17 protein-coding genes and 1 tRNA gene are annotated in these 21,845 nt (G+C 53.3%); 12 read left to right on the top strand and 6 right to left on the bottom strand.

Going from position 1 to position 21,845, the window contains the following annotated elements; translation table 11 throughout:
* Positions 1-6 precede the first annotated feature (6 nt).
* Positions 7-1,059: a lipid A deacylase LpxR family protein gene (locus IEN85_RS19350; protein WP_191618751.1), complete on the top strand. Its 1,053-nt coding sequence runs from the start codon at positions 7-9 to the stop codon at positions 1,057-1,059.
* A 332-nt stretch (positions 1,060-1,391) separates the two neighbouring features.
* Complete coding sequence (locus IEN85_RS19345) at positions 1,392-2,384, top strand: transglutaminase-like domain-containing protein (RefSeq protein ID WP_191618750.1); 993 nt, start codon at positions 1,392-1,394, stop codon at positions 2,382-2,384.
* 119 nt (positions 2,385-2,503) lie between these two features.
* Here the strand turns inward: IEN85_RS19345 and IEN85_RS19340 are convergent, their stop codons facing one another.
* The gene (locus tag IEN85_RS19340) at positions 2,504-2,914 is read right to left on the bottom strand and encodes an ACT domain-containing protein (RefSeq protein ID WP_191618749.1); all 411 of its coding nucleotides are present in this window, start codon (positions 2,912-2,914) and stop codon (positions 2,504-2,506) included.
* A gap of 290 nt (positions 2,915-3,204) precedes the next feature.
* Between IEN85_RS19340 and IEN85_RS19335 the strand changes: the two genes are divergently transcribed.
* Positions 3,205-3,281 (top strand) — tRNA-Ile (locus tag IEN85_RS19335).
* Between the two features lie 412 nt (positions 3,282-3,693).
* On the opposite strand, the gene IEN85_RS19330 is transcribed toward IEN85_RS19335, so the two are convergent.
* Positions 3,694-4,509, bottom strand: coding sequence for a hypothetical protein (locus IEN85_RS19330; protein ID WP_191618748.1), 816 nt, complete (start codon positions 4,507-4,509; stop codon positions 3,694-3,696).
* Positions 4,510-5,621: 1,112 nt separating this feature from the next.
* Here IEN85_RS19330 and IEN85_RS19325 point away from each other — a divergent pair.
* Positions 5,622-5,972: a hypothetical protein gene (locus IEN85_RS19325; protein ID WP_191618747.1), complete on the top strand. Its 351-nt coding sequence runs from the start codon at positions 5,622-5,624 to the stop codon at positions 5,970-5,972.
* Between the two features lie 84 nt (positions 5,973-6,056).
* Positions 6,057-6,863 (top strand): hypothetical protein, encoded by an 807-nt coding sequence (locus tag IEN85_RS19320; protein WP_191618746.1) that lies wholly within the window; start codon positions 6,057-6,059, stop codon positions 6,861-6,863.
* A gap of 190 nt (positions 6,864-7,053) precedes the next feature.
* Here IEN85_RS19320 and IEN85_RS19315 read toward each other — a convergent pair whose 3' ends face one another.
* The 3 genes from IEN85_RS19315 to IEN85_RS19305 form a co-directional block, all read right to left on the bottom strand.
* Complete coding sequence (locus IEN85_RS19315; RefSeq protein ID WP_191618745.1) at positions 7,054-8,088, bottom strand: LysR family transcriptional regulator; 1,035 nt, start codon at positions 8,086-8,088, stop codon at positions 7,054-7,056.
* Positions 8,089-8,834: 746 nt separating this feature from the next.
* The gene (locus tag IEN85_RS19310) at positions 8,835-10,340 is read right to left on the bottom strand and encodes a relaxase/mobilization nuclease domain-containing protein (protein WP_191618744.1); all 1,506 of its coding nucleotides are present in this window, start codon (positions 10,338-10,340) and stop codon (positions 8,835-8,837) included.
* Positions 10,337-10,642 (bottom strand): hypothetical protein, encoded by a 306-nt coding sequence (locus tag IEN85_RS19305; RefSeq protein WP_191618743.1) that lies wholly within the window; start codon positions 10,640-10,642, stop codon positions 10,337-10,339. Before IEN85_RS19305 ends, IEN85_RS19310 begins: the two co-directional genes overlap by 4 nt.
* Positions 10,643-11,249: 607 nt before the next feature.
* Between IEN85_RS19305 and IEN85_RS19300 the strand changes: the two genes are divergently transcribed.
* From IEN85_RS19300 to IEN85_RS25030, 7 genes are all read left to right on the top strand, one after another.
* Positions 11,250-11,978 carry an ion transporter gene (locus tag IEN85_RS19300; RefSeq protein ID WP_191618742.1) on the top strand — a complete coding sequence of 243 codons (729 nt, stop codon included), beginning with the start codon at positions 11,250-11,252 and terminating at the stop codon, positions 11,976-11,978.
* A gap of 15 nt (positions 11,979-11,993) precedes the next feature.
* A complete protein-coding gene (locus IEN85_RS19295) occupies positions 11,994-13,529 on the top strand; it encodes a hypothetical protein (protein ID WP_191618741.1) in 1,536 nt (511 codons plus the stop codon).
* A 64-nt stretch (positions 13,530-13,593) separates the two neighbouring features.
* Entirely contained in the window at positions 13,594-14,709 is a 1,116-nt protein-coding gene (locus IEN85_RS19290) for a metallophosphoesterase family protein (RefSeq protein WP_191618740.1), read from the top strand.
* Positions 14,706-17,396 (top strand): AAA family ATPase, encoded by a 2,691-nt coding sequence (locus IEN85_RS19285; RefSeq protein WP_191618739.1) that lies wholly within the window; start codon positions 14,706-14,708, stop codon positions 17,394-17,396. The genes IEN85_RS19290 and IEN85_RS19285 overlap by 4 nt, the downstream gene beginning before the upstream one ends.
* A 130-nt stretch (positions 17,397-17,526) precedes the next feature.
* Entirely contained in the window at positions 17,527-18,720 is a 1,194-nt protein-coding gene (locus IEN85_RS19280) for a DUF4297 family anti-phage-associated protein (protein WP_191618738.1), read from the top strand.
* A 7-nt stretch (positions 18,721-18,727) separates the two neighbouring features.
* On the top strand, positions 18,728-20,440 hold the full coding sequence (gene herA / locus IEN85_RS19275) for an anti-phage-associated helicase HerA (protein WP_191618737.1): 1,713 nt from the start codon (positions 18,728-18,730) through the stop codon (positions 20,438-20,440).
* A gap of 1 nt (position 20,441) precedes the next feature.
* Positions 20,442-20,699, top strand: a complete 258-nt coding sequence (locus tag IEN85_RS25030; protein WP_191618736.1) for a DUF4365 domain-containing protein — start codon at positions 20,442-20,444, stop codon at positions 20,697-20,699.
* A gap of 147 nt (positions 20,700-20,846) precedes the next feature.
* Here the strand turns inward: IEN85_RS25030 and IEN85_RS19265 are convergent, their stop codons facing one another.
* The gene (locus IEN85_RS19265) at positions 20,847-21,797 is read right to left on the bottom strand and encodes a hypothetical protein (protein WP_191618735.1); all 951 of its coding nucleotides are present in this window, start codon (positions 21,795-21,797) and stop codon (positions 20,847-20,849) included.
* Positions 21,798-21,845: the final 48 nt, after the last annotated feature.

Genomic DNA, 21,845 nt, shown 5'->3' with positions numbered 1-21,845 from the left:
ACCTGCATGAACATCAAGCCTCGCGCCCTTGGAGCCCTCAGCGGCCTCACTCTTCTTCCGTTCCTAGCCTTCGCCCCGCAAGGCTTGGCTGACAGCAACGACGCCATCACCTTCGGAATCGCCATCGAAAACGACGTCTTCTCCGGCACCGACCAGAATTACACCAACGGCACCCAACTGTCATGGGACTACGCCAACGCCGAGGCCTACTCCGAAATTCCCCGCCTTCCCCAATGGGCCAAGCAAGTGGCCAAGCTGAAAGGAGCCCAGAAAGCCCCCGATTCCTTCGGAGCCACCATCTCGCTCGGACAAAAGATCTTCACGCCCGAGAACAAGGAAGCGACCGAACTCGTAGCCGACGATCGCCCTTACGCGGGCTGGACTTACCTCAGCCTTGCCCTGCGCGAGAGTCGGCAGAACCACACCGACACCTTGGAGCTCACCGCCGGCGTGGTCGGACCCGACTCCTACGCCGAGGACATACAAAATTGGGTGCACGAGAAGATCGGCTCCCAGATCGCGAACGGCTGGGACAACCAGCTTAAAAACGAGGTGGGAGGCATCCTCTCCTGGCAAAGGGACACGCGGCTTTTCGCATTCCCCGACAATTCGACCGGTTGGGGAGCAGATCTCAACAGCTCCTACGGCCTCAGTCTCGGCAACGTGTACACCCACGCCCTCGTCGGAGCCAGCCTGCGTTTCGGCTACAACCGCCACCTCTCCGCCAACACGCCGCGTATCCGCCCGGCCAATACATCCGCATTCCCTTCCAATCCAGACGACCCGCGACTGTCTTCTGAGGCTGGGCAGATAGGCCTATTCCTAACCTTGGGCGCGGAAGGGCGCTACGTGGAACGAAACCTATTCATCGAAGGCAACACCTGGGCCGACAGCCATGGACTCGAACTCGAGCAACGCGTGGGCGACTACTACGCAGGCCTCAGCTTCATCGCCAACCGCTGGTCCATCAACTACCTCTATACCGTTCGTTCCGAAGAATTCCCCGGCCAAGAGAGGCCCCACGAGTTCGGCGGCCTGACCCTCACGCGGAGCTTCTGAGGGCCCCTTTCCCATGGGGCATTTGCACGATCTTCAAGCAAAGGCAGAAGAGAGTAAGAGAGCGTTTGAAATCGATCGTGTTGCTCAAACGATTCGGAAGCAGCTCCTCCAATCCTTGGCTGTTATGGAGGGACCGGTTCCACCCGGCACGCTAGGCAGGAACCGACCTCCAACAAGGGTTTAGTCCGGGAGAAATCCGTCTCCGACTTCGGCGGAAGCCCCCTTCTTTTTCCGGTAACCAACGTGGCGCCGGCGAGTATTACAAAGGAGAAACTCACCTGATCTTTCGGCGGTCCCAAGTTGGCCAACGCTCACCTCTTTCGCCCTTCGCCATGAAACTTCGCTCGACTCTCACTCTCCTTGCATCGCTTGCCCTTCCACTCCTCGCCATCGCCCAGGCCCCACCCTCGCAGCTAGCCGCACCCAGTCTCGAGGCGACGGAGGAAATGAAGGTATTCCTTACCCAAAACAATATCCATTCCGGGCAAAGTCCGCTGCTGAAAATGCAACGCATTCTCGACGCCCTCTACGCGGACGACAATGCCTTCACCTACTCTGCCTCCGAGACCTTAAACGCAGAGCAAGCATTCCAAGAGCGCCGCGGGAACTGCGTATCCTTTGCCATGCTCTTCGTCACCCTTGCCCGCGAAGTCGGACTCGAGGCCCGCTTCAACCAAATCGACTACTCTCCAACTTGGGAGGAGATCAACGGCATCTTCATCGAAACCTCCCACATCAACGCCATTGTCACCGTTGGCGGCAACCAGTACGTCGTAGAAGGTTTGCCGGAGTACGCAGAGGTCGCCTCCCGCAGCCGCAATCCCGTAAGCGACCAAAGGGTGCTTTCCCACTACTACAACAACTCCGGATTGCTCGCCCTCGCTCGCGACAATATCGAATCTGCCAAAGCCTTCATCGACCGCGCCATCGAAATCGACCCCAGCAACAGCATCGCCTGGCAAAACCTTGGGCTCTACCATTTCCGCCAAGGCAACCGCAAGGACGGCGAAACCGCTCGGCTCAATGCCGCCAACCGCTCTAGCCAGTCCGCTTCCGTTTGTTACCTGCTTTCCCAGTACTACGAACAGACAGGCGACCACGCGAAAGCAGAACGCTTCGCAAAGCTCGGCGCCAAACGTTCCAAGAAAAATCCATTTTTCCACTACAAGCAGTCCCGGGATGCCCTCGCCGCAGGCGACCTCAAGAAGTCGATCAAGCATCTCGAGAAAGCCCTCCAACTCTTGCCTCAATACACCCGCTTCCAACTCGAGCTGGCCAACCTCAAGGCCGACCTAGCGAGCGAAGACTCATTGGCAAGACGCTGAAAGCACCATCCAGCCCGCCCCTCGGGACCTCGGCTGAAAACAGCATAGAAAGAGCAAGCCCCGGAAGGACCGGTGCCACCCGGTCCGCATTGCAAGATCCAGGCCCCTGGCGGGGACACTCAGCCCAACCGCGAGCGTGAAAGCGAGGCTATCGCGGCCAACGCCTCTTCCGACCTATCGACCGGCACGAAAACATGATCGTGAAAGAAACCCGCCACCACATTGGCGCTGATCCCCCTATCCGCCAAGGCCCGAGCCACCACCGCTGTCAAGCCAACCGCCTGCAAACTCGAATGTACGTTTAAGGTGATCGCCCTGAAAACGCTCTCGTAAGCCAAGCCCTCCTCATCGGCTCTCGCCCTCGGAACCACCAAGCTCAAGCCCTCCGATTCCCTGACGGATACGATCGGCCGTAAATGGGATCGTTCACCATAGGAACCATCCGCGAAAGTCAAAAACACGAACTCCTCCCGCAGCAAAACAGGCTGCAGCGTCACCAAAAGTTTCCCTAACTCAGTTTCACCAGACATAAGCGATCGTTTCAGAAGAAAAGAGCCTACCCTGCACGCAAGAAACACCAAGCAGAGAAGCAGAACTTGCAACAAACGCTCCCCTTCGAATTGCTCGGGGTTGACAAGCGACATCCCAAGAAGCAAAACACCGAAACCACAAAGCAGTGGGCCTGTAGCTCAGTTGGTTAGTTCCGAGGCGTCAGCCGACATCTCATTGCCGAAGGCAATTACACAGTGGATCCGTCCACTGCTCGAGATTGACAAAGGAACCACGAACAAGCAAACACGGCAACCACCACTTCAAGAGTGGGCCTGTAGCTCAGTTGGTTAGAGCAGTGGACTCATAATCCATTGGTCCTCGGTTCGAGTCCGAGCGGGCCTACCAATAAGTCGTTAATCATTAACGACTTACAAGAGACGCCAAAACCGCATGTAAAGCGTTTTCCGATTCTGTACTAGTTCTGTACTAGATTCGCCTTTCGACGGAAAAGCTGCCTCTTCGAAAGGCTGGCGGCAAGGAGAATTCGACAAGAAATACGGCTCGAGCTTTCCGGAAAAATTCCCAGCCGGTTCAGCTAATCCCCAATCGCGTCGACTAGACCCGAGCCTCAACTCCAGGAGTTCTAAATTCGACTGCCACCAGCCCTAAGCCAGCGGTACCCCGAAAGCGACGGCTAGCCGGTTCCAGACGGTCACCACGTAAATAAACCGAGTGGCCAAACAACAAAAATCCCCAGCCTCGCGCGCGTAAGCAACGCAAGACTGGGGTTATGGTCAGCTCGGCTTGCCGAAAGATCCTAGAAGCTCAGCGTAGTGCTATAGCTCGTGTCGACTTCCGAGTAAAACTCGATGGTCGTTTGAATCTGCGAGTGCCGCAAGAAGCACTTAGCCGCGAAAATGTCGTTGTCGATACGAACTTGATTTCCGCCTGCCCCTCTCAGGTATTGTATCGGCTTTGCACATACAACGCCATGAGAGCGGAGCCAGGCTGCGAGGCGGTCACTCGTGGGTTCGCAGCGATAGTAGCTGTAGTTTTTGTCTTCGCCAGTAGGTCGATCCGAATTCAAGACAAAATCGCTAGTGCGATTTTCATAACGTGAACGGAAGTGCCCCAGAACCTTGTCACTGTAAATTTTGACCTCCCCTTCCGAGTCATAGGTCTTGTATCCATAAAGAGTGCTCGCCTTGAGATCAAGAATTTCGCGATCGAAACAAAACGCCGACCACAACAACATTTCAGCCTCCTTGCGCCGGAGTCCAAGAGCAACAGCGAGCAGGAACAAGTCGTAACAATCCGGATCGAGTTCCTTGAGCTCTAGGTTGGCTTTATCGATGAGCTTCTGCAAAGGTACCAAGACTCTGAATCTAACTTTCTTCGTTGGCAGCTTTCGCAGATCCAAGCCCGGGAACCAAGTCAAACCAAACTGGCTCCAGAGCGACGATTTCCCAAAAACAGCCCACCAGGCAGCGATCGAGCCGTTTGCTGTACGTGGGCTCAGCCGATCCTTCGAGTCGCGACGGCAAAGCTCAACTTGACGTTCCCGCCACGCCATGAGGTCTTGTTCCTGAATCGCGGAAAGCCTTACGGCTCCCGCCTCTTGCTCATAAGCCATACGCTTAGGCCCTGTAGTTGCAACTGGAACTTCAATTCCCTCAATCCATGCTGCGATTCTCAAGACCTTGTTACGGTAGCCACTCTCCGTACCGCGCGACACGGTACCGAGAGCCTCATAGGCAGCAAGGAACTGTCCGATTGTAGCCGCCGTAGGGGCGGCCTCCGATTCATCGACTGGCGGTTGGCCTCTTGCCTTCGAAAACGTCGCCCCAGCAGGATCTATCTCTGGGCTTTTGCCCGATCGCAAATCGCTGATCTTTTTAATGGCACGACCGACAGCCAGTTCCGGATCGCGAGTTTTCAGGTTAGCCCACTGTTGCTTTCCTCTAAACGAAAACCGAGCGTACAAAGTCGAGGAGAGCTTTCGCTTTCCGCCTTTTCCGTAGTGGGTTCTTTGGTCGATCCTAAACGAGAGACCTCCGATATTCTGTTTGAGGGGAGTCTCAAGAATTCGAGATTCCGCGCTAGCATTGGATTGTTTGGGAATGTTGGGATTCATCTTCATGATGAGTCCTGATATTCCGCGTTTCGATTTGAAATCCAGTGATGCGGCAGAATTTCTGAAAAAAGTTTCAGCCCGAAACAAACCGCACCTTATAGTGCTGCATCGTGGCCAAAGCCTTGGCGTCTACACGCAACAAGGTTGCTTCAACAACGCTCAATATCCCTCCCAAAACCATTATCCTCAGGGATATTTCAAGGGGTGAGCCCCAGCGATTCGGAAATCCTTGGAATCGAAATCCAGAGGATTTTTCGCTCCATGTATTGATCCCAATCTGAAGCCCAAACTCAGCTAGAGATCTCCCTTAATTGCATATTTTTGTAAATTTTTCGTAAAACACATGAGATCCATTTGGTGACCAAACCATTTAGTCCATACAAAAAAGGTTACCCTCAAACCTAGGGACAAAACGCGATACCGCCCTATAATCCTCGGCAGATCCCTCGTTTTTGCTGCATCAGGGAAGTGCGGCATAACAAGGATACGTGAACGTATCAAAATATACACGTACAGACGCGAGCAAGCTACTTGGCTTGTCTCGGCCAACTCTAAACAGCATCGACAAAGTCGATCCCAAACTAGCTCCGGAAAAGCTAGCCCGTACCAAGGTGAGGTACTCCCTTGAGCAGCTCGCTGGGATATCTCATCTCTATCAGGTGGAGCCCAATCTTGAGGTCGCCGCTAGCCTCGACATCTCCGGAGAGGATTTGATGGGGTTTTACTTCGAGCTACCCAAACCTTCAAAAGAGCTGGTCTCGACCTCCGGCCTCGCTACTTGCGGCAACCATGCCCTTTCGCTCTGCGAGCAGCTCAAAATGTTAGCGGACGGCACCTGTCGAGAGTTTCCGCGAAACCTCCGAAAGGTACTTTTGGCAGGTCTCTCGCGGCACAAGCACAAGATGCTGATGATCGCTTGCATTCTGGCGGAGATCGATTCCGAGGATCAAGGAAGCCAATAATGAATGGCCTCCAGCCAAGAAACGCCACCCGAAAAACAAGAAACAAAATTTCCGTTTTAACCAAACATAAGAATAAGAATTAAAATGAAAAACCACAATATGACTACATTCGCCCCGGCAGTCGACCAGCTCGACACTCGCGGTCGGGACATCGTAAACAACACCTACAAGGTTCTGAACATACTCACGTCAGAAGAGGCAGTAGAGTTAATGAGACTCGCGGAATTGTTCGAAAATAGCTCACTTGTTACGTACTCCAGTCTTGTTCTGTTTCAGTACGTTCATCCCGATCCCGCGGGTGAAATCCTACGCCTCTCTCGTTATATCAAGGAGAACGGAGCTGACATCCTGACCGGAACCCATCTGAAAATTCCCGCTTCCGTAGCCAAAACAGGGAAAGAGCGACACTACCCCATCACCGGGCCGTACAAGCGTTTCGCTAGTACTTACCCTATTGAGCTATATCCAATGATTCCGTTTCCCCGCGACGACGCAGAAGCGGCACGCTCACCGGAAACGAACCTAAAAAACGCGTTGGCGCGCTTTCGAAGGTACTACCTAAAGCAAACAGGTAGGCCTTGGATCAGAGATGGACTTCGGCGTACGTTTAAAGCTCAACTCCCGATTTTTGACGGCTACGATTACAATATGTATGTCCACTTGAGAGAAACGCGATCTGACTATTTTTATTATCCAGCGACCGACAATGAAAATCCTTACTACGAATTCGCTAGCGATAAGGCAAAGTTTTGGAGCATTGCTCCCACGAGTTGGCCTAAAGGCCAAATCGTGCTTGAAGAGATCAAGGTCAAGCATTTCCGCGATATCTTTACCCGCGAAGATAGGTGCGAATTCTATAGACATTTCGACGAGCCGCTATTCTGCGACTAATGGGAATAGAGTCCTTTCGTCGAACATGAGAAAATTTCGCCGAAAAACTCAATAAATATAAAAACCTGCCATCGGCAAACGACCATCAACCTCTAAACGTATATTAATCTTAATTGTGGATATATTCAAAAGCCAAGCGGGCCATCGGGATCGCTTGGCTTTTCATTTCACGCCTCCTCCAAGCAAGCACTCAAGAAAATTTATTGGCGAAATGGTCTGACACATAAACTTCATTTCGAGATCCACCATAAAGCGTTATTGCAAAATTCTTGGAGGGCCGGCGCCTGCCAGGTTTCCGCTGTTGTACAGACACTGCACAGAGCTCCTTTAAAGTCTCCGCAACCGAGGCAACCTCGGTGCAATCGCCAGCACGGCATACAAGCGAAACCTCCTCACCCTCGCTCAGCACACCTTCAGGTTCGACGACTTTAGCTTCGCATAGCTCGGGATAATACCTCCCCTTCAGATCACTCAACGCGACACCCGGTAGATAAGCGGCGCCCTTCACCAGCATCAACAGTACCGAAGCCTCGGAAAAACTGTTGCAACTCAAGATGTGCGGCGCCGACGTTCCAACAGTCATCTCCGATTCAAGCCATCCTTCACAATAGCTCGAATCTCCCCCAACCTGGATCAACCTACCAGATTTCAAAACATCAGCTTCATCCGGATCCGAGCCTTCGACCAGATCAGGATGACAACACAGGAAATAGTTTAATCTTCCAAGCGAGCAAGAATCTAGCCCAAGTCCGGCGGCCTTGCTCGCAACCAACCCCAACTCTAGCTCTCCAGAAGCAATTCTCGCAGAGATCTCCTCGCTCGAGAGACAATGCACCTCGATTTGCACACAAGGATGGGCAGCTTCGATCTCTTCCAAATGCGGAGCAAGCAAGCAACGGAGTGCAGACTCAACCACCCCGATCCGGACTACACCGGCCTCTCGCTCGAGTTCTTCCGCTCGTTCCACTTCACGAGCAAATCTCGAAAACGCTGCCGCAACCCTAGTCGCATATGCCGTTGGAACCTTGTTTCTCCCCCTTTTGACGAATAGCTGCTGCCCCAAGGTCGTCGCCAACTCCCGCATTTGACGCGAGACCTGAGCCTCTCCAACCCCTCGTGCCTTCGAGTAGGCTGAGGCGCTCCCAAACTCCACAATCCTCGTCAGAGCCGAGAGTTTCGCCAACGACACTCCCCACTGTTCTAAAATACCCTTTTCCATTTTCATTCGAGGATACAGGCCTTTCTGCAATTCGCTCCTGCTCTCCTAACACTTGACTGCATACCCAAGTATCGTCCTGCCAGCGTTTCACTTGAATCGTTTACCATGACTGAAAAAGACGAGTGAACCCTTGTGCTCGGAAGGTTCCGCAAGCCGGATGGGAGCCATTTGCTTTTCCCGAATTACCCTTGCAAGTGTCGCTTTCGAGGAATTCCAGCTGAACCTCAGCTAGGAAGGAAGCGTGACGTCCATTAAGCCCATCGAGTTTCTCCCCTTACAGGCTCGACCTCTCCACTAGCTCGCGACTTACAAGTTTCTCAGCAAAATCCGGCAAAGGCCATCAGCTCCCCCACAACATGCAGGCTTCGATTCGCGACAGAGCCTCCACGACGGTCTTTTTTTCGCCTCGCAAATCAACATGGACCGGAGAACGCAAACTGCCCTCCTAGCTCCCCGCAAAGGAGGGACCAAAACCAATGGTCAATATCGCCCCCCCAAAAAAAGGTTCATCACCATTTTGCGGGGAGATGCTCTCGAGTGTAGGGCTGGCACTCGCGCCACCCCGCGATGCAAGATATTTAGAGCGGGGATCTGCGGTACGTCGCAAGCGACAGCCCTGCAGGTAAGCGGCTATTCCCCTACTTTTGGTGATGAGCCAAAAAAAAGTTCAAACTCCCTGTCACTCGCTTCCGCTGCGGATGAGTCGCTCAAGCGGTCCAAGGTCCTCGGATTGTTCTCGTATCGCCAGCTCCTTATATTCCCGGAAAAGTTTCGGCTTCATTCGCATCTCGAGTTGAGCGACGATCATTTCGTTTTCGCTTTTTGCCTGCATCGCGCCCCAGATTTGAATCATCAACAACCCGCAAAGGAGGGAGAGTAGCACGTTCCCGCAAATCCTCGTCCAGCTTCTCGGAGGCTTTTTTTCGATCAGACTCTGCATCTGCAACAACCGCTCGTCGTATGCCAAGCAAACCTTGGTCCAGCGACTCTCGGTTTGATCCAGTCTCGTCTTGATCGTCGATGTCACCGCTTCCAATTTCTGCTCGTACTTCCATAGGAGGTTCGAGTTCTTCGCGTCGGCGATTTTCACTTGGTCCAACCTCTCGACCCACAACTTTTCGATCCCTTTCGACGCCCCCAGAACCTCGGACTTCATCGTCTCGAATTCCTTCTCCAGCTGTTTGTTCATCAGCGTCGAAACCTTGAAGTGTGTTTTCAGCAGCTCCTGATTGCCCTTCTCGAACTCGTTCGAAATCTCCTGAATCGTCCTCTTCAAAGAATCGATTTCCTTCATCACCGAGACCGAAGATTTTCTCGAGCACTCTGTGGCTGTCTTCAGCATACTCGCCGAATCGACCATCTGATCGACTGTTCGTTTCAGTTTTTGGTCCAACTTCTCCGGAATCACTTCGAGCGCGGACTGCAATTCCTTCGTCGCATTCACCAGCTTCAATAGGCCCTTCGAATTGTTCGTCGCCTGTTCTAGCGCCGAATTGTTCAAGGATTCGATCATGCTTTTCTTTGTCATAATTCAGTATTTTGGAAATTTTGGCCCAAGGAAGACCTAGCTCGCTTCCCTTGGCGCAATAGTCGTCCAGCCGAAATGAGAGCCCGCGAACGAGGCCGTTCGGCTGAATGTTAGCTCGGGAATGAATCCCGTAAAACGATAGGGCATCAGCGAATTCCTCGAAGTCGTCGCTTGAGTCTAGGCAAGCGTTGACCAACGCTCGCAGCTTGAGTCGAGGGGTGTACTCCCCTCGTTTTTGCGAAAGCTCAAACTCGCCTCGCTTCGGAGCTTTTTTGGCCTCGAACCGAACAACAACTAATCCGAATTCAGCGGCGACCGTGGCCGCAGCTTCGATTCCCCGATAAGCCTCAAATTGTCCGTCCCACAAAGCTCCATCAGCCATCACCCTGCACAGCGCGATGTGCACATGGTCACCGTCGCCATCCTTGGTACGCGGATGTCTCCACGCTGCATACAGCGGATCTTTGAGGTCCATCAGGGCCAAATACCGAGCGACGATCAGCACCCACTTCCATGTCGGCAGATCCCCCTCCTCCTTGCCTAAGCGTAGGGAGAAGTGATCGAACGGCCGCTCTACGTCAGGACGCAGGCTGGCTCGAATTTCAAGCTCCGAGGTAAAATCAGCATCGGATACCGAACCACAAACAAACTCAGCCTCTTTCATTTTGGCCGTGATGTACTTTTTGAGCCCTTTCGCGGATCGCCTTCGGCCGCAATTCTTGGAGATCATTTGCGGTCCTTTCTCACCCGCTCGCTGATCAGCAACAGGGTATCCACTAATTCCGCCAGCGTCGCATCTGACACATCCCTTTTACTAGCGGCAAGCTGCCCTAGATTTTCCAATGCGCCTTGTAGATCACGGGTCACATCAGCGGGGACCTCACTTTTGGAGCGTTTTCGCGAGCGTGCAGGATAAAGGGCCAGGTTACGAAGCTTCGTCCCCAAACACTTTGCTCCAGCCTTCGCCACAAGCTCTTCGAGCTCGCCTTCGGTCAATCGAACCGACACGCAAAAGCGCCGCCTGTCTTTCAAGGGTTTTGGTTTCCTTCCGCGTTTTGATCGGGCCATCCAAAATTATATGACAAGGTTGGTCCTAGGTGCAAATCGGCAAAAAACGCTTCGCTTTTTACCGCTTGCACCCTGCCAAATCCTTCTAGCAGGAGCAATCCGCTGATAGAAACACCCCAAGGATTCGGAATCCAGAATGGAGAAATCAGTTACAGCATGAGCGTCTCGGAAAAGGATCTGGCTATGCGAACTGGCAAGCGATTTGATAAACATGATCGAGCAGGATTCAGCCGACGATCTGTCGTTCGAATCGATACGCCAAACCTCTCCTAAGAATCAAATCTCAGCCTTGCTCCCTAGAAGCAGGCCGGAAACGGACTCAAGAGCTTTACAGCTCGGGCCATCGAGAGAGGCGAAAACTTCAGTGGTAAAACCAAGTGAGTTGAGCTGAGCTCGATCGATTTTCCTGATGGATCGATCGAGTTCACAACCCCTCAGCCAGTTCGGCAAGAGGAGCAGAGGACGAGCAATAAGGAGATTACCATAGCACGTCACTTCAACGAAAAGAGGAATTTCCTACTGGCATCCTTACGCGCCACAACTTAGTAGTCTCTCCAATCCTCCTCTTTCAATGCCCTTCCGATTCCTGCAACAGCTGGTCGACGATCCCGACCGCGGCCCAGGTCGCGTTTTCGCCTGGTTCATCCAGATCGTAATCATAGTTTCGATACTCGATTTCACCATCGAAACGATTCCCCAGCTTTCGACGGAACAGAGGTCAGTCCTTCGCATTGTAGAGACCGCCTCCATCGCAATCTTCACAGTCGAGTTCCTGCTCCGCATCGTCTTCTCGAAGAAAGGATTCCGCTACGCGTTCACCTTCTTTGGCCTCATCGACATCTTCGCCATTCTGCCCTTCTACCTCGCCCTCGGCATCGACCTGAGAGGCATCCGGGCCTTCCGACTGCTACGGCTTTTTCGCCTCTTCAAGCTCGCCCGCTACAGTACGGTGATTCGCCGCTACCATATCGCGTTTCGGAACGCTCGAGAAGAGCTGCTCCTTTTCGGAGCGACCGCTCTGATCATTATCTACATCGCAGCCGTGGGGATCCATTACTTCGAAGGCGCCGCCCAGCCAGAGCTTTTCGACTCCGTCCCCAAATGCCTTTGGTGGGCCACCACGACCCTGACGACCGTCGGCTACGGCGACGCCTTCCCCATCACCGCAGGCGGCAAGCTGTTTACCTTCCTCATCCTCGCGGTCGGCCTCGCCGCCGTAGCCGTCCCCTCCGGCATCATGGCCAACGCCCTCTCCCAGGCCCGAGAGGAGATGAAAAGCGAAGCAAACTCTCAAAACTGAACTGAATCCCTCTGTATGAAACTCGCAAAAGCTGTCCCCAACATTCCCACCCAAATAGAGCTAAAGCGCATCGCCAGCGCCTACGTCATCGACTACAAGAACCTCGACGAAGCCGAGATCCGAGCGGCTCTCATCAAAACGGGCCCCCAATACTACTATGACTCCAACGTCGAGAAAGCGCTGCATGGCCTCTTCATGCACCCAGATCGCAACCTGCGCGTGCTCTCTCGGATCCTGATCAAGGAAGTCCTGCTGAACCAGGACAACTTCCTGCAGCCGAAGAAGGAAACGGAAGACGAGGTCATCGAATACCAGCAGTCCATCATCGACCGCTCAAACATCGACCTATTCCAAAAGCACAACCCTCGCTGCAAGGATCTCGAGCTTTTCCATTTTCTCGTGGAAACGGCATGGGAAAACGACGACCTCCTTTCCGTGGACGAACAGCGGCTCATCGAAAAGGTTCGCGAGCGCATGAAGATCACCGAGACCGAATTCGGCATCATCGAGGCCAAGCTCGCCCGCTATCCCAAAGCCGGAAACGAGCTGCACACTCGCGGCGACATCGAGGATGCACGTCGTGCCCTGCAAGCGGCAGGACTCCTGTTTTCGCTTCGCAACGACGACGGCACGGACTTCGACGTCATTCCTGACGAAGTCGCCCTCTCCATTCGCCGCGTTCTCGGCATCGAGATCAAGCGCCACGGCTATCGCGAACTCCTCTCCCATAAATGCGTTCGTTCAAAAGCCTACTACCTCGACATACTGGGCAAGTGCGAGATCGAGGCCGACAAGCGCATGACCGTCGAAGAACTGCAAAACGTAATCATTGAGCAACTGCAGCCCACCAAGTTCCTCGGCGGGCTCACCCCACGCGACGGAGTCGAAATGGCGACTTTCCGCAAATGGTGCGAAGATCTGAAGCTGCCTGTCTCCGGAACGAAGTCCGACTACATCGAACGCATCACAAGCTTCTACGACAACCTATTCGAAAAGGCCGAGGACATTGCTGATCCAAGAGAGCTGCTCTACCAGCACTACGAACGCTTCGCGACCCGCGATCTTGCCTTCTGCCGCGGCCAGCAGCTCATCGACAAGGATATCGACTGCGAACGCAAGTTCGAGGAGGCCACCAACTACCTCTTCCAGCATCGCCTCCACCACAAGCCGCTAAAGCTCATCGGCTCCGCCCATGCAGATGGTATCCTTTCCTATCAAGACAAGGTCATCCTCTGGGACAACAAGTCCAAGGAGAGCCCGGTCCACCTGAAGGACCACATCAAACAGTTCCAAGGCTACATCCAAACATCGGAACGTCCCGTCGCGGGCTTCTGGGTCATCGGACCCGACTTCACCCCCGAGTCCATCGCCCAAGCCATGCAGCTCACCGTGGAGAGCGGAACGCCCGTTACTCTGATCAGAGCCGCAGATCTCAAAGATATCGCCGAACGCTGGGAAAAGAAGAGCGCCGGCAAAACCGACGACCCCTTCCCCCTCGGCTACCTCATCCAACCTGGAATTTTGAATACAGCGCTGGTGGCAGCGATTTGATAAAAGCTAGAAAAACGCAGATCCAGATGTCGACCCGCTAGAGGTAAGCAATTAACCACGGAATATGATCCGATTCATCCACACCGCAGATTGGCAAATGGGCATGAAGGCCAGCGGGCTCGGCGCTGCTTCTCAAGCCGTACGCGACGCACGCTTAGACTCCCTCAAAAGCCTCGTCGATATCGGCCACGACAAAAACGCTGAGCTCCTGCTTGTCACCGGAGACTTGTTCGAGGACAACGCGGTCGACCGCCTCCTAGTCCGCCGCGTGGGCGACCTGCTAGCGACGTTCAACGGAAAGGTTTTCATCACACCCGGCAACCACGACCCGCTCGTGCCCGGCAGCGTCTGGGATCATCCCGTCTGGCAGGAATCGAAAAACGTCACCGTAATCCGCGAGGCGAACCCGATCGAGCTCGACGACTGCACGCTCTACCCCTGCCCGCTGAAAGAAAAGTACTCTACCCGCAACCCGACCTCCTGGATCGATGCTGCCCATTCAGACCGAATCGCCATCGGCATGGCTCACGGAACCGTCGAAGGCATGCCGGGCATGGAGCCGGACTACCCGATTCCCCGCGACGCTGCCACCCGTGCCGGATTGGACTATCTGGGCATCGGCCATTGGCACTCCTTCGCGACCTACCCCGATTCGAAAGGCGAGACGCGCATGGCCTACTCGGGAACCCACGAAACGACGAAATTCGGTGAACGCGACAGCGGAAATGTCCTGCTCGTCGAGATCGAATCACGCGGAGCCCGGCCCAAAATCGAATCCATTCCTTGCGGCCAACTGAGCTGGCATTCCCTAGACATCGCGCTCGATCGTGAAGGAGCTGTCGAAGATGCCATCGAAACTCTCGACAAGATCGACGCGCCGGCCAAGGCCCTAGTGCGACTACGCCTCGACGGAATGCTTTACGCCTCCGATCGAGCCAAACTCGCCGTCGTTGAGGAACTCCTCGCCAGCCGCTTCCTCTACGGCTCACTCTCTATCGAAAAGCTGGTCCCCGCTCCCGAGGACGATTCCTGGATCGAATCACTTCCCGCAGGCCCCATCCGCGAAGCGGCGGAGAAGATTCGCCACCAAGCGCTCAATGCCAGCGACGACTTCCAAAAGTCGATCGCCACCCAAGCCCTCATCGAACTCTTCGAGCTGAAGGAGCAAGCCGCCCTATGATTCTCCACAAAATCGGCGTCTCCCATTGGCGAAGCCTCCTGGACGAGGTCACGCTCGGCCCCTTCTCGGAACAACTAAACGTCATCCACGCGCCCAACGGCACCGGCAAGTCTTCCCTCTTCGAAGCCATGCGCCGCGCCCTCTTCGACGCCCACAACGTTTCCGGCACCGACATCGCAGCCGTCCGCCCTTGGGGACGCGACCTCTCTCCCTCCGTATTCGTCGAGTTCTCGGAAAACGGCGCCACCTACCGCGTCGAGAAAACCTTTCTCAGCGGTGCTTCCGCCAAGCTGCTCCAACTGGAGAACGGCAAGTTCCAACCCCTCGCCGACAGTCGCAATGCAGACTCCCGCATCCGCGAAATCCTCTCCGCCGATGCACCCGGTCGTGGCCTCTCCAAACAGGAGCACTGGGGACTCGCCCAAATTCTCTGGGCGCCTCAAGGCGACCTCCAACTGCAAAGCATCTCCGGATCTGCTGCGGAACGCCTTCGCTCCGCCCTCGGCGTACAGATTTCCGGCGACTCGGGCGGACGCCTAGAAGACCTGATCAAAGAGCGCTTCCAAACCTACTTCACCCCAAGCGGAACCGGCTACCGCAAAGGGAAAAACGCCGCGCCTATAATTTCCCTCCAAGAGCGCCGCGACGCCGCCCAATCCGCCCTCGCCACCCTTCGCGAAAAACAGGAAGCCTTCGAGGAAGCCTCCCATCGCGTGGAAGACGCCCGCCACCGCCGCAGCCAAGCCAAGAACGAAGCGGAAGCCCTGCGCGATACCGTGAAGCGCTCTCGCGCCGAAGCCGAACGCTTCGAAAAACTTCAATCCGAGAAGAAGCTAAAACGCGAAGCGGAGGCCCTCGCCAAACAACGCTACGAAACCATCTCGGAAACCATCGAGCAGATCGCCAAGGCGCGTGAAGAAATCGCCTCCCTCACCCAAGCCATCGAAAAGGCCAGCCAACGCCAGAACGAGCTCGAAGAGGAAGTCGCGAACGCCAAAAAGAAGCTGGAGACCTGCCGCAGCTCCCGCGAAACCGCCCGGGGTAAACGCAGCCGCAGCGCCGAACTGCAAAAGAAGATCGAAGCCGCTCGCGACTACCTTTCCTGCCGCAGCAATTCCGACGACCTCGCCAAGCGACTCGACAAGCTCGGCGAGCTTCAGAAAAACCTGGCAGCCCTGAAAAAGCAGCGTAGCGAGATAGTCGCTCCCGACGCCGAGACAATCAGCGACCTGCGCAAATGGCTCGGTAAACGCGACGCCGCTAAGGCCGCCTTGGCCGCTTCCCAAATCCATCTCACCCTCACGCCGGAGCAGCCTATCGAAGTTCGCAACCTTACCGACGATTCGAAGGCCCGGGCCGACTCCGTCAAACCGCTCACCCTTTCCGGCGACGAATTGGTGGAGATCGAAGTCACCGGCTTTGGCCGCATCCGCGCCTCCGGCCCCGAGGGCGGGGCCGAGGAACACCGGCAAGCCATCGCCAAAGCCGAAGCTAGTATCGACAAACTCTCCCAGCCCTTCGGTCAATCTGATCCCGACGCCCTGCAGCTTCTCCGCGAAAAAGCAGAGCAATCGAATCGGGATATCAAAAACCTAAATACGCAGATTTTCGATATTCTCGGCGCCGACACCGCCGACCAACTCGCCCAAAAACAAAACGAACTCTCGGCTCGGCTAAGCGGATTCGAGACCACCTATCCCGACTGGAAAAACCAGTCGCCTGTCGTATCCGAACTGCAAACACGCTTCGAAACGCTCAACGACGAGATCACCTCAGAAATCCAAAAAGCGGAAGACGCCTTCGACACTCAGCAAACCGCCCTCGCAACCGCGGAAAAACAGCTCGGCGAACTCTCCGCCCAGCTAAAAGCAGACCAACGCTCCCACCAGTCCGCCGAAGAAAGGCTTCAAGCGCTCAGCAAAGACAAGCTTACCGACCCCGAGCGCGAAAAAGCCAAGTCCGACGCCCTCATGGAGTGGCAAGCCGCCAAGCAAAAAGCAGACGAAGCCGAAACCGAGCTGGCCTCCATACCCGGCGACCCCAGCAAAGATCTCGAAAAACTGGAAAAGCAACGCACCGCTCTCGAAGAATCGGAGGAAAAAGCCCGCGACGAAGAAAAGACCGCCGAAGGCCAGCTCCAAGTCCTCGCCGCTGAAGGTACCTATTCGAAGCTCACCCAATGCGAAGAAGAGCTGGCCGATCTAGAAGAGCGCATCCTGCGGGAGAACGTCCGCACCGAAGCCGTACGTCTCCTACACGACACCCTCGCTGCCTGCAAAAGCGCCGTCATCGCCAGCATCGCCGCCCCTGTGGAACGTGCCGCCAGCCGCATGCTCTCCCGCGTCGTCGGCCCTCGCCTCGGCAATCTCCGCCTGACCCAAGACTTCGTCCCCGAAGCCGTCGCCCCCGAACGCTCCGAAAGTCCCGTCGCCATCACCAACCTATCCGGCGGCGAACAAGAGCAGCTCTTCCTCGCCGCCCGCCTCGCCCTCGCCACCGTCCTCGCCAAAGACCAACGCCAGCTTGTGGTACTAGACGACGTCCTAAACGCCACCGACTCCGGCCGCCACGCCCGCATCCTCAACCTCCTGGAAGAATCCTCCGATCACCTCCAAATCATAATTCTAACCTGCCACCCCGAACGCTATAGAGCTTTGGATACAGCAGAGTACTTTGAACTGCGGTAAGTAGTAGGAAAACACTACGATTCAATGGATTTTCAGCCTGCCAAAAATATCTAGACCAATGCAGTAGTTATAACATTAGGCCTAACCTGTCCTACCCGTACACCGAATTCAGCAGAACAATCGCCCAAAAATGAGTAGATCACGAACAGCAGATGCGACAATCAGAGGCTTCAACTATCAATTTGATGCTTCGATTCGGCTAATTTTAGCAGCTGACGACAACAGTATGATTACAGTAGAAGACATCGAAGATGTTGATGTTTCCGATGGCAAATCGATAAATGCCATTCAGTGCAAGTACTACGAGGGTACTAAACTCACGAACAGCGTTCTTCGGGAAATCGTCAAACCAATGCTCGAAGATCACCAACGGAGGGTATCAAAAATCAACTACTACATATATGGCTACTTCAAGGACAAAGTTGATCTGCCATTGCAAGACAGCATCAAGTTCAAGGATGAAGTTCTAACCTATACGAAAGACAAGATTGCAAAGAATATCGCTAATGATCTCGGGCTTTCGCTAAAAGAAATTGAGAGTTTCCTTAGTTGCTTAAAATTCGAGTACACTAAGAAATACGGTCCCCATAAGGAAGCCGCGATCGACGACCTAAAACAGGCAAAGAAGTGCTCTATCGACGAGGCTAAAAGTCACTACTATCCAAATGCTTTCACTTTGATTTCTGACCTTGCGACGAAGTCGTCTAAGGCGGAAAGGACGATCAGAAAGGCAGACTTCCTATCGAGAATTGATTCGAAGCAAATCCTCTTTCATCACTGGTTGCTGAGAGAGAAAGAAGAGTCCATCTATTGCCGTATGATCCGACAGAGCTTTTTCACTCAGAACAATGTCTCTCCTTACGCTCGCTTTTTCTCCATTGAGTGTTCAGGCACAGAACTAATCCACGAACTTAAAGACCTCCTCGTCCATCTCGGCAACAAGTGGAGCAGTAGTCGCAGGGTTCGATTAGAACCTAGACAGCGATACGCGCCGTATGTCCTGCTTCGTAACTGCCCCGCCTCCAAACTCTCAGATTTGAAGGCTGAACTTTATCACGAGGCATATTCGTTCGTTGACGGATTTCCTTTTAACGGTGCAAGTTTTACCGTTGAGCACATCCACTCGGATCAAACGAATGAAAATCGGATATTAGTGCGAATCCTTGCCAATGAGTCTGAGTTAGAAACAGCACTAGCGTCGATGACGAATCGAACAAAGCAGCTCTATGAGTTTTTTAATGCTTCGCAGCTACCTATCGAAGTTAATTTCAGACACGTTCGTATCCCGATCACCTCTATCTCGATGGTTTCTAACATAATATAATTTTGTCATGTCAAAAGAAGAGCACAATATCGCTGCAGAAGTAATCGCTGTCTTTCCTAACAAGGTCCGCATCCAAGTTGATGATCTTGAAGATTTCCAACTTGCTGAAACTTCGCTTAGGATCGGTTCATATCTAGAAATTTCGGACAACGAGAACGCGAAGCTTCTCGCGGTCATTGAGAACTTTGCAATCGAGGTGTCCGATCAAGGCAAAAAAAGACATCTTCTCGAAGCGAAACCTCTCGGCACACTGAAAGGCGTAGAGTTCTTTCGCGGTGGCGATGAACTCGCGATCCCACCCAAAGGTGTCAAGCCAGCCAAAACTGAAGACATCCGAGCAATATACACTAGTAGTACGGAACCGAAAAAAGCTTTCATATTTTGTAGGCTTTCAAGACGCGAAGAAATCGAGGTACCGGTCGACGGCGACCGATTCTTCAACAAGCATATAGCAATAGTTGGTTCTACTGGATCAGGGAAGTCACACACCGTGACTGCACTAACCCAACGAGCGTCATCAGAAAAAGAAGGTCAATATGATGGTTTAAATAATTCCCACATAGTCATCTTCGATATCCACTCTGAATATCGCTCAGCATTCCCTAGTGCTAATTTAATCGGAATTGATGATCTAAAGCTCCCCTATTGGCTTTTGAATAGTGAAGAACTTGAAGAGTTATTTTTGGATACTGAGGCGCACGACCATAGCCAAAGAAATGTACTTAAGGAATCAATTGTTGCAAATAAACGGATGCACGCTGAAGGGGAAATGAAAGACCGAGTACACTTCGACCACCCATCCTATTTTGACATTAACGAGGTACTCACTTACATTCGAAATCGAAACAACGAGAAAAAGGATAAGGCAAATGCGCTGCGATGGGAGGACGCCCAAGGAGAAGAGTTTGAGTTCAACGAAGACACTCGAGAGCGCTTATTCCAATCTGGACTCACAACCAAGGGATCTTCCGGATCCGGGACACTGAATGGGAACCTCGGAAACTTCATCAATCGATTAGAGAATAAACTCGCGGACAAGCGCCTAAAATTTCTCGTTGGCGAAGAGAGCAAAGGATGTGGGTTTGAGGAAGCAATCCGAACATTTGTTGGGTATAAAGCAGAGAGCCAGTCGAATGTCACGATCATCGATTTGAGCGGGGTCCCGTTCGAGGTTCTTAGCATTACCGTATCGTTGATTTCCCGTCTGCTTTTCGAGTTTTCATATCACCTTAAGAATTCCGCAGAAACGAGGACGAATAAAACACCACTACTTTTGGTATACGAAGAAGCACATAAGTATGCTCCCAAGAGCGAACTCGCCCGCTATCGAAGCTCGAGGAACTCCATTGAGCGAATTGCGAAGGAGGGACGTAAGTACGGAGTAACTCTATTAATCGCGAGTCAGCGTCCCTCCGAAATATCAGAGACCATCTTTTCACAATGTAATAATTTCATAGCGATGCGCCTGACTAACCCCGATGATCAAAGTTACGTCAAACGTCTACTTCCCGACTCACTAGGCGCCATGACAGATACCCTGCCGACACTCAAATCAGGTGAAGCATTGCTAATCGGGGACTCGATCGTAATGCCTTCCCTCGTTCAAATCCATCGCTGCGACCCAGAGCCATCGTCAACCGATATTCCATACTACCAGCTTTGGAAAGATGCATGGAAAGACGTAGATATGGCAGATCTTATAGAACGCTGGAAAAGATAATATGGATCTACCCAAGCAGACTATCCAAAAACGTAAAGAATCTGAATCTTACGCCATAGTTCTGTATCCTTTGAGGAAGCTTGGCATTTTTCGCAATGTAACAGAGAATGACTACGGAATCGACTTTGAGATTGAGCTTATCCAAAACGGCAAAGTCACTGGGCGTAACCTGAAGGCACAGATTAAGGCATCAGACAATCTCTCAGTACGGAAGTCCGAAAGGACGGAAAAGGGATCGTACCAATACCTTTGCGTATGACTTCGTTCGGTGATGTATTTATCCGAAGGGCCAGGAATGGGGCATTCCAATACCTTTGCACTCTAACTTTATATGCTCCACTCCTTTCCAATCTCCGAAATTACCTCATTGCCCCTCCCCCCTTCACCATCAGGCGGACCCTATTCCTCAAGTATCTCTATCAGACATGTGCTGGCAATAGCCGCATAGACTTCCATCGCTGAGCTCGGAGACAGGGATCGGATTGCTACATCGAGCGCATTGACGATGTGCGTACTCTTCGCAAAGAGCACAGCGGCCCTCTTCGATGACGTAGCCAAATTCCCCGCAGAATGGGCAATCTACAATCTCGGGATCTCCGCCATCGGTCATCGCGAGGTATGCCACGGGCTCGTGAAGCTTGTTCAGCGCTACGCTCGCGTATTCGTGAAACGAGAAGACGTTCCCACACGATCCGCATTTCAGGTTCGTCTCGTGGAAGCTGACGTTGGTTTCTGTAGGCTTAAGCAAGTTGGAGCCGCATACGTCGCATGAGTGTTCCTTGACGGCCTCCTCGAGCATGGCCGATTCCCAATCGACCATCTCGATCGCGCTGACGCATTCGTCCCTCTCCTGGTCGTAGACTTCCTCGCTTTCCAGCAGGAATTGCCAGATCTCCTCGCCAAGCTCTTCTTGAGGCGTCTTTCCAAGATGATTCCTCAATAGGTCGCTGATGACGATAAAGGTCTTCGCCAGCGCTTCTTGAATCGTCTTGGGCGGGACTGTCGTGAAGTAGTGCTCCGAATCGTTACGGAGCTTCGTTATCTTGTCTATGGGTTTCCAATTTATGGATACGTTGAGGCTTTCGCAGCGCTCTTTCATCTGGAAGATATCGACGGTCTTCCTTCCCTGGCCTGTGAAGCAAACATTGCCGTCCTTATCCTTGGTGGGGAGGATTTTCTGCTTTATGAGGACTTCGTCGCTTCCTTCCCCGGAAAGGCTGGACAGCTTCGCCTTGATCAGAAGCAAGATCCCCGCGTGGATGTTGCGCAGTCCGGAGATGACGCGGCCGGCTTCATTGGATTGCATGTCCTCCACGCCGACCTTGATGGAATCGATACCGTTCTTGTAGATGCTCATGAGAATGGATAGCGAATCAAGTATAGGGGCAGATTTGAAGCTGATGCA

Source organism: Pelagicoccus enzymogenes, from assembly GCF_014803405.1.
GTDB classification, from domain to species: domain Bacteria; phylum Verrucomicrobiota; class Verrucomicrobiia; order Opitutales; family Opitutaceae; genus Pelagicoccus; species Pelagicoccus enzymogenes.
The sequence above is the reverse complement of the archived record's forward strand: the minus strand, read 5'-3'. Positions and strand labels throughout refer to the sequence as shown.